The following is an 8,384-nucleotide window of genomic DNA, read 5'->3' as shown; positions in this document are numbered from 1 at the left end:
TCCGGCAGGTGGTTCCGGATCGCGCCCGAGCACAGCTCGTAGCCGTTGCAGACGATGTCGTACTGGTAGGCCAGGATATCCAGCGGATCCTTGGTCTCCAGCGCCTCCAGCTCGCCCTGCGGCATCGAGAACGGGTTGTGCGAGAAGTCGACGCGGTTCGTCTCCTCGTTCATCTCGAACATCGGGAAGTCGACGATCCAGCAGAAGTCGAAGCGGTCCTCGTCGACCAGCTTCAGGTCCGTGCCGACCTTGGTCCGCGCATTGCCGGCGAACTTGTAGAAGACCTTCGGGTCGCCCGCGACGAAGAAGGCCGCGTCGCCCTGCCCCAGGCCGAGCTGGCCCATGACCGCGTCGGTCTTCTCGGCCCCAAGGTTCTTGGCGATGGGGCCGCCCCAGCCGCCCTGGTCCTCGGACCAGAAGATGTAGCCGAGGCCCGGCTGGCCTTCGCCCTGCGCCCACGAGTTCATGCGGTCACAGAAGGCGCGGCTGCCGCCGGTCTTGGCCGGGATGCCCCACACCGCGTTCTTGGCGTCTTCCAGGATGCGGGCGAACAGGCCGAAGCCGCCGCCGCGGAAGTGATCCGAGACGTCCTGCATCTGGATCGGGTTGCGCAGGTCGGGTTTGTCGGTGCCGTACTTGCTGATGGCCTCGCGGTACGGGATGCGCGGGAACGGATACGGCGTGACGGGCTTGCCCTCGCCGAACTCTTCGAAGACGCCGTGCATCACCGGCTCGATGGCCGCGAACACGTCTTCCTGGGTCACGAAGCTCATCTCGACGTCGAGCTGGTAGAACTCGAGCGAGCGGTCGGCGCGCAGGTCCTCGTCGCGGAAGCAGGGCGCGATCTGGAAATAGCGGTCGAAGCCCGAGACCATCAGCAGTTGCTTGAACTGCTGGGGCGCCTGGGGCAGCGCGTAGAACTTCGAAGGATGCAGCCGCGACGGCACCAGGAAGTCGCGCGCGCCCTCCGGCGACGAGGCCGTCAGGATCGGCGTCTGATATTCCAGGAAGCCCTGGCCGATCATCCGGTTGCGGATCGAATGGATCACCTTCGAGCGCAGGACGATGTTCTTGTGCAGCGTCTCGCGGCGCAGGTCGAGGTGGCGGTTCTTCAGCCGGATCTCTTCCGGATAGTCGGGCTCGCCGAAGACCGGCAGCGGCAGCTCGTCGGCCTTCGACAGGACGACGACCTCCTTCACCTTCAGCTCGATCTCGCCGGTGGGCAGGTTCGGATTGATGGTGTCCGCCGAGCGGGCCACCACTTCGCCGTCCACGCGGATCACGCTCTCGGCGCGCAGGTGCTCGACCGTCTCGAAGCCCGGGGTGCCGGGGCTGAGGACGAGCTGCGTCAGGCCGTAGTGGTCGCGCAGGTCGATGAAGATCAGGCCGCCGTGATCGCGCTTGCGGTGGATCCAGCCCGAAAGCCGGGCGGTCTTGCCGGTGTCGGCGGCGCGAAGCGCGCCGCAGGTATGGGTGCGGTAGGCGTGCATATCTTCTGGGAAAATGGGTGTTTTATGAGGCGCGGAAGGGCGCATGTACCCCCGCGAATGTCAAGTTGCGCGCGGCTCGCCGACGGCAAGGCGGTACGGCGTCATGACGTCCTGGACGTCGAGAAACTCAACGCGGTCGGATAGCGATGGGTGCCAAATGTCCCACCCCATCCCCCGCGTCTGAAACATGCTGGCTAGGCCGCCTGCGGGGCCGCCGAAACGCAGGACGCCTCGACCGTCGCTCCGGCGCTCCACCACCGCCGCGTCTAGCCGTGCGGTGAGCAACTTTTCGGCGTGGAGCTTGCGAAGGACCAGGGCGCGTTCGTTTGTTAGCGCATAGACGGTTCGTGCCCGGAGCCATGCATCGACGACGAAGCGCCCGGCGATCAGGTACGTCCCGATCACGACAAAGGGGAGTCCCCACAAGGAGAAGAAGCCCGGCCCCGCCTGGGTCACCACCGTCGTCTCCCAGAAGATGGCGAAGCCGCCCCAGAGCAGGCTGAACGGCACCAGGAAGAGGTCGCGTGCGTACAAGCGCAGTCCGACAGCAGGCCGGCCCGTCCAAGTGACGCGCTCGCCCGCACGAAGATACGGCTGAAGCCGGCTTGCGATACTCGGATCGACCACGCTCACTCCCAAAGGACCCCTGCCAGAGGGCAGGCGCGCCTCCGGAACTGTCAAGCTTGAGTTGCACCGCAGGGCGCGCGGGCGGCCGCCTTGACAGCCGGGCCGGGCGGTCCTCCCATCGCGGTTCCTGTTTGGGGGCCTTCCGTGAAGAGAGTTTTCAGCGTCGCCCTTGCGCTGCTCGCCAGCGCCAGCCTGGCCGCCTGCGCCACGACCACCGCCAAGCCCGCGCCCGGCAAGAGCCAGACCGCGTCGAACGGCGGGGGCGGCCCACCGCCGGCGCCGTTGCCCAAGGGCCTGGATCCGGCGGCCAACAAGGACCCCTTCCCGTCCACCTATCGCCCCCTGCCCGGCCGCGACGTGGCCCTGGTCGGCGCGACGGTGCTGACCGGAACCGGCGCGCAGATCGAGAACGGCACGGTGCTGATCAAGGCCGGCCGCATCGCCGCCGTCGGCCAAGGCCTCGCCGTCCCGGCCGGCTACGAGACCGTGGACGCGCGCGGCAAGTGGATCACGCCCGGCCTGATCGACACGCACTCGCACCTGGGCGTCTATCCGTCGCCGGAGGTGCAGGCCCACTCCGACGGCAACGAGGCCATCGACCCGAACACCGCGCAGGTGTGGGCCGAGCACTCGGTGTGGCCGCAGGACCCGGGCTTCAACCTGGCCCGCGCCGGCGGGGTGACCACCCTGCTGGTGCTGCCGGGCTCGGCCAACCTGTTCGGCGGGCGCGGCGTGACCCTGCGCAATGTGCCGGGCCGCACGGTGCAGGACATGAAGTTCCCCGGCGCGCCCTACACGCTGAAGATGGCCTGCGGCGAGAACCCCAAGCGGGTCTATGGCGGCAAGGGCCGCTCGCCCGCCACGCGGATGGGCAACGTCGCCGGCTATCGCGCCGCGTGGATCAACGCCGCCGACTACATGCGCAAGTGGGACGACTACCGCGCCAAGGTGGCCCGCGGCGACAAGGCCGACCCGCCCAAGCGCGACCTGCAGCTCGACACCCTGGTCGGCGTGCTGAAGGGCGAGATCCTGGTGGAGAACCACTGCTACCGGGCCGACGAGATGGCCCAGATGATCGATATCTCGAAGGAGTTCGGCTACCGGATCACCGCCTTCCACCACACGGTCGAGGCCTACAAGATCGCCGACCTGCTGGCGAAGAACGACATCTGCGCCGCCACCTGGACCAACTGGTGGGGCTCGAAGCTGGAGATGAACGACTCGGTCGAGGCCAACGTCCCGCTGGTGGAGGCGGCTGGCGGTTGCGCGATCATCAAGTCCGACGACCCCGACCTGATCCAGCGCCTGAACCAGGAGGCCGCCGAGGCCATGGCCGCGGGCCGCGCCCTGGGCATGCCGATCACCGAGGCCCAGGCCATCCGCTGGATCACCGCCAACCCGGCCAAGGCGCTGGGCATCGCCGCCGAGGTGGGCACGCTGGAGCCCGGCAAGCGCGGCGACGTCACACTGTGGGACGGCAACCCGTTCTCGATCTACACGCGCGCCCAGCGGGTCTGGATCGACGGTGGCCTCGCCTACGACCGCACCGACCCGCGCTTCCAAGCGAAGTCCGACTTCGAACTCGGCCAGGAGAGCCGTCGATGATCCGCCGCCTCGCCGTCCTGCTGGCCGCCACGGCCCTCACCGCCGCGACCGGCGCGAACGCCGCCACCGTCGCCATCGTCAACGCCCGCATCCTGAATCCGGGCGCCGCCCAGCCCGTGAATGGCGCGGTCGTGGTGCGCGACGGCAAGATCGTCGCCGCCGGCGCGAACGTGGCGACGCCCGCGGGGGCCCAGGTGGTCGACGCCAAGGGCGGCATCGTCACCCCGGGCTTCGTGGCCGTAAACAGCATGCTGGGCGCGGTCGAGGTCTCGTCCGTCGGCGACGACGTGGACGTGAAGACCCCCGACCTGGGCGCGGCCTTCGACGTGCAGTACGCGCTGAACCCCGACTCCGTGGTGATCCCGGTGGCGCGGCTGGGCGGCATCACCAGCGCGGTCGTCACGCCCCGCGCCGAAGGCGGCCAGGGCGGCGCCGGCGAACACGACGACAGCGGGGCCGAGGCCACCTCGGGCGCGCCGTCGTCCGAGAACGCCCACCACCTGTTCGCCGGCCAGGCGGCGGTAATCCAGCTCGCCCGCGGCTCGGACATGCTGCTTAAGCCGAAGGTGGCGATGGTCAGCCCGTTCGGCGACGCCGGCGCCAAGGTGGCCGGCGGCGCGCGGGGCGCCGAGTTCGTGCTGCTGAAGGAGGCGATCGAGGACGTCCGCGCCTACCAGCGCAACCGCGCCGCCTACGAACGCGCCGGTTACCGCGACCTGTCGCTGTCACGGGCCGACCTGGAAGCGCTTATCCCCGTCGTGAACGGTCAGATGCCGCTGGTGGCGGTCGCCAACCGCGCCTCCGACATTCGCGCGGTGCTGAAGCTGGCGAAGGACGAGAAGCTGAAGCTGATCCTGTCCGGCGCCGCCGAGGCCTGGCGCGTGGCGCCCGAGATCGCCGCGGCCGGGGTTCCGGTGATCCTGAACCCGGTGCTCGACCGGCCGACCAGCTTCGAGACCCTGGGGGCCACGCTGGAGAACGCCGCGCGCCTGGAGGCGGCGGGCGTGACCGTCGCCATCGAGGGCAACTCGGGCGCGCACCGGGCGCACGAGATGCGCTACAACGCCGGCATCGCCGTGGCGAACGGCATGACCAAGGGCGGCGCCCTGGCGGCGGTGACGATCAATCCGGCGAAGATCTTCGGCGTGGCGAATCGGGTCGGCTCGCTGGAACCGGGCAAGGATGCCGACCTGGTGATCTGGTCGGGCGATCCCTTCGAGCCGCTCTCGAAGCCGCAGCTCATCCTGGTCCGCGGCGAGGCCCAGCCCCTGCGTTCCCGCCAGCTCGACCTGCGCGACCGCTACAGGGACCTCAGCCGCCCGATGCCGCCGGGGTACTCGTACTGAGCCGGGCCCGGGCCGCCAGCAGTCCGACGCCGAGCCACAGGCCCAGGACCGGGCTCATGGCCATGCCGACCAGCGGGACCGGGAACGGTCCGATCAGCGGCATGAGCGCGGACAAGACGGCGTAGGCGCACAGCGCGCGCGACGCCCCGCCGTCGCCGGCCGTCTTCATCAGCGCCGGTGAGCCGACGGCCGCGATCAGGGCCATCCAGGCCGCGACGGCCGCTAGCGGCGAGAGCTCGGCGGCGAGCCGCATGATCTCCTCCACCTCCGGCACCGGGCCGAGCGGGTCCGGCCGCAGCCAGCTCGCGGCTATGGCGACGCCGGTGGCGGCCATGCCGGCCAGCCGCGCGCCTCTCGTGAGCGGGCTGACCGCGAGGAGAGCAAACAGGGCGCCGCCGAACGCGGTGGCCTGGGAGGCGTCGGGCTGGGCGATCAGCAGCGCCATGATCAGCGCCGCGATGAGCCATCGCCACGACCGGGACTGGCCCGCGAGGGCGACGATCGCCGCCGGCAGGAGCACCTGGGCCACGTTGAGGTGCAGCGGCCCGGCGTCGATCCAGCGGTGGACGCCCTGCTGACCCGCATTCAGGAGGCTGGCGACCAAGCCGAGCGGCGTGAGCGCCAGCAAGGCCGACGAGGCGCGAGGCCCTGCTCGAACCGCGAGACCGGCCGCCGCGACCGCGCCGACGCACCACGCCACAGGACTGCGTAACCAGGCCCCCGCGGGCACGCCGCTCGCGGCAGCCACGGCACAGCCCATCGCCACCGCGACAAGCGAAAGCCCCCCGTAGATCGCGAGGGGCCGCAGATGCGAAGCCGTCATGCTCATCCTGAAGGCCGATGGGCTGCTGGGAAAGTCGAGATCGGACTGAGCGACCGGTCGCGACTTCCCCACCCGTCTCGCTGCGCTCGCACCCTCCCCACGAGGGGGAAGGAAAGACGCCGCTCCTACTTCTCAGGGTTCACCAGGGCCTGGTACGTCAGGGTGCGGGCCATGGTTCCTAGGTCGTCGCCGCCGGTGCCGCCGAGGCGCTGGACCATGCCGACGAAGATCAGGTCGTTCTTCGGGTCGACCCAGAACCAGGTGCCGGCCGCACCGCCCCAGCTCATGGACCCGTCGCCCTCGAGGCTGCCGGCCTCGCGGCCGTTCTTGATGACCATGAAGTCGAGCCCGAAGCCGACCGCATCGTTGAAGCGGGCGACGCCGTTGCCGTTGGAGGTGATCTTGGCGTCGGTGGTGACCACGTTCGTGCCCATCAGCTCGACCGCCGCCGGCGACAGGATGCGCACGCCGTCGAGCTGACCCTTGTTGGCGATCATCTGGGCGAAGCGGGCGTAGTCCATGGTGGTGCTGACGAGGCCGCCGCCCCCGGATTCCATGTTGGGCGGGGACAGGTAGGTGGGCATCGGGTTGCCGAAGAGGTTCACCGCCTCCTCGATCTTGCGGGTCTCGCGGTTGCCCACATAGACGGCCGACAGGCGGCCGGCCTTGTCGGCGGGGACCATGAAGGCGGTGTCGTTCATCTTCAGCGGCTTGAAGATCCGCTGCTCCATGAACTGGCCAAGGGTCTGGCCCGAGATGCGCTCGACGATCGCGCCCTGGATGTCGACGGCCGACGAGTAGCGCCATTGCGTGCCCGGTTGGAAGATCAGGGGGATCTGCGCGGTGCGGTCGATCATGTCCTTGAGGCCGTTGGCGCCCAGGACGCCCTTCTCGCGGTACATCTTGTCGACGGGATGTTCGTCCTGCAGGCCGTAACCGAAGCCTGCGGTGTGGCTCATCACCTCGCGCATGGTGGGCGGACGCTTCATGTCCTCCAGAACCATGGTCCCGTCGGGGTTGATCGACTTGACCACCTTCAGGGTCTTGAACTCGGGGATGTAGCGGGTGACCGGGTCATCCAGGCGCCACTTGCCCTCCTCGAAGAGGATCATCATGGCGACGCCGGTGATCGGCTTGGTCATGGAGTAGATGCGGAAGATCGTGTCTTCCTTGACCGGCGCGCCGGTCGCCAGGCTCTGCTTTCCGTAGGTCTTGAACTCGACCACCTTGCCATGGCGCGCGAGCAGCGTGGTGGCGCCGGCGACCCGGCCCTGGGCGACGACGCCCGCCATGTAGGCGTCCAGCTTCCCCAGGCGAGCGCTGTCGAAACCGAGGGCTTCCGGGCTGGCGGCCTTGGCGAGGACCGGGGCCCTGGCCGCGGCGGCAGGCTTCTTGGCGGCGGTCTGGGCGAAGGCGCCCGTGGCCGGCGTGAGCGCCAGCGAGGCGACAGTCAGCGCCAGCGCGAGCCGGCGGGTGGTGCGAAGCATGTGGTCCCCTTCCCCTGTTGTTCCGGCGGAGCTTAGGGGGCCCTTTGCGCGGCGCAAGCGCAGGTGCGTTTCAGGCCGGCAATCCGCTAGCCTGGGCCCGATGAAGCGAGTCCTGATCGTCTGGCATTCCCGCACCGGCGCGGCCCGCGCCATGGCCGAGGCCGCAGCCCAGGGCGCGCGGAGGGAGGCCCAGGCGGAGGTGCGCATGCTGGCCGCGAACGAGGCCCAGGCGGCCGATCTGCTGGCCGCCGACGGCTACCTCTTCGCGTGCCCCGAGAACCTGGCGGCGATGTCCGGCGCGATGAAGGAATTCTTCGACCGCAGCTACTATCCCGTGCTGGAGAAGCTGAACGGCCGGCCCTACGCGGCGCTGATCGCCGCCGGCAGCGACGGGAGCGGCGCCGCGCGGCAGATGGCGCGCATCTGCACGGGCTGGCGGCTCAAGCCCATGGCGGAGCCGTTGATCGTCGGAACCGATGCGCAGACGCCGGAGGCGATCGCGGCGCCGAAGCGTCTTTCAGCCGACGCCCTGCAGGCTTGCGCCGACCTCGGCGAAGGTCTTGCTGTCGGCCTGGCGCTGGGGGTGTTCTGAGCGCGCGCTACCTCGAGGTCTTCACCTCGACCCGTTCGATCCGCCATTTGAGCTGTTCGGCGGTGGCGCCCGGCACGTCGTTGACCCGGCGCAGCACCGCCTTGCCCGAGGCGTGATACTCGCCGCCGGTGGCGTAGCGGCCGTACAGGACGACCGGCACCTCGACGAACAGGGAACCCGCCGCGCCTTCGACTGCACCGGGCGCGCCGACCTGGGCGTGCAGGCTGGCGAAGGGCTTCAGGTCCTCCTCGCGACCGTCGGTCCGCAGCCTCGCCGCCTCGGCCAGGCGACCGCTCTCGACCAGGGCGTAGTAGGTCTCGACAACGGTGGCGGCCGCCTGCGCGCTGCCCGGCCCGGCTGGGGTCTCGGCGAGCGGCGTGCGGTCGTCGGGCAGCCCGCCCGGCGTGCCCGGCG

The 8,384-nt window shown here is 70.0% G+C and carries 7 protein-coding genes and 1 pseudogene; 3 read left to right on the top strand and 5 right to left on the bottom strand.

Going from position 1 to position 8,384, the window contains the following annotated elements:
- Positions 1–1,490 (bottom strand): aspartate--tRNA ligase (gene aspS, locus Q0L11_RS08225; protein WP_296596597.1); only part of this gene is annotated, 1,490 nt, incomplete at its 3' end.
- A gap of 60 nt (positions 1,491–1,550) precedes the next feature.
- Positions 1,551–2,123 carry a hypothetical protein gene (locus Q0L11_RS08220; RefSeq protein WP_296596596.1) on the bottom strand — a complete coding sequence of 191 codons (573 nt, stop codon included), beginning with the start codon at positions 2,121–2,123 and terminating at the stop codon, positions 1,551–1,553.
- A gap of 138 nt (positions 2,124–2,261) precedes the next feature.
- On the opposite strand from Q0L11_RS08220, the gene Q0L11_RS08215 reads away from it, so the two are divergent.
- Together Q0L11_RS08215 and Q0L11_RS08210 are read left to right on the top strand one after the other, a co-directional pair.
- Positions 2,262–3,722 carry an amidohydrolase gene (locus tag Q0L11_RS08215; protein ID WP_296596594.1) on the top strand — a complete coding sequence of 487 codons (1,461 nt, stop codon included), beginning with the start codon at positions 2,262–2,264 and terminating at the stop codon, positions 3,720–3,722.
- Positions 3,719–5,068: an amidohydrolase family protein gene (locus Q0L11_RS08210; RefSeq protein ID WP_296596593.1), complete on the top strand. Its 1,350-nt coding sequence runs from the start codon at positions 3,719–3,721 to the stop codon at positions 5,066–5,068. The genes Q0L11_RS08215 and Q0L11_RS08210 overlap by 4 nt, the downstream gene beginning before the upstream one ends.
- Here Q0L11_RS08210 and Q0L11_RS08205 read toward each other — a convergent pair.
- Together Q0L11_RS08205 and Q0L11_RS08200 are read right to left on the bottom strand one after the other, a co-directional pair.
- Positions 5,034–5,891 carry a hypothetical protein gene (locus tag Q0L11_RS08205; protein ID WP_296596592.1) on the bottom strand — a complete coding sequence of 286 codons (858 nt, stop codon included), beginning with the start codon at positions 5,889–5,891 and terminating at the stop codon, positions 5,034–5,036. The two genes, Q0L11_RS08210 and Q0L11_RS08205, sit on opposite strands and share 35 nt — an antisense overlap.
- A gap of 125 nt (positions 5,892–6,016) precedes the next feature.
- Positions 6,017–7,378 (bottom strand): serine hydrolase, encoded by a 1,362-nt coding sequence (locus tag Q0L11_RS08200; RefSeq protein WP_296596591.1) that lies wholly within the window; start codon positions 7,376–7,378, stop codon positions 6,017–6,019.
- Positions 7,379–7,478: 100 nt separating this feature from the next.
- Here Q0L11_RS08200 and Q0L11_RS08195 point away from each other — a divergent pair, with 100 nt between their 5' ends.
- Positions 7,479–7,970, top strand: coding sequence for a flavodoxin family protein (locus tag Q0L11_RS08195; protein WP_296596590.1), 492 nt, complete (start codon positions 7,479–7,481; stop codon positions 7,968–7,970).
- Positions 7,971–7,977: 7 nt separating this feature from the next.
- Here Q0L11_RS08195 and Q0L11_RS08190 read toward each other — a convergent pair.
- Positions 7,978–8,384: pseudogene (locus tag Q0L11_RS08190) on the bottom strand (hypothetical protein); the annotation flags it as partial.

Source organism: Phenylobacterium sp., assembly GCF_024508875.1.
Taxonomy (GTDB): Bacteria; Pseudomonadota; Alphaproteobacteria; order Caulobacterales; family Caulobacteraceae; genus Phenylobacterium.
The sequence above is the reverse complement of the archived record's forward strand: the minus strand, read 5'-3'. Positions and strand labels throughout refer to the sequence as shown.

Bases quoted from the DNA above. Each gene is read 5' to 3' on its own strand.
- Q0L11_RS08195 (WP_296596590.1), top strand. From the start codon at position 7,479: ATGAAGCGAGTCCTGATCGTCTGGCATTCCCGCACCGGCGCGGCCCGC.
- Q0L11_RS08200 (WP_296596591.1), bottom strand. From the start codon at position 7,378: ATGCTTCGCACCACCCGCCGGCTCGCGCTGGCGCTGACTGTCGCCTCG.
- Q0L11_RS08205 (WP_296596592.1), bottom strand. From the start codon at position 5,891: ATGACGGCTTCGCATCTGCGGCCCCTCGCGATCTACGGGGGGCTTTCG.
- Q0L11_RS08210 (WP_296596593.1), top strand. From the start codon at position 3,719: ATGATCCGCCGCCTCGCCGTCCTGCTGGCCGCCACGGCCCTCACCGCC.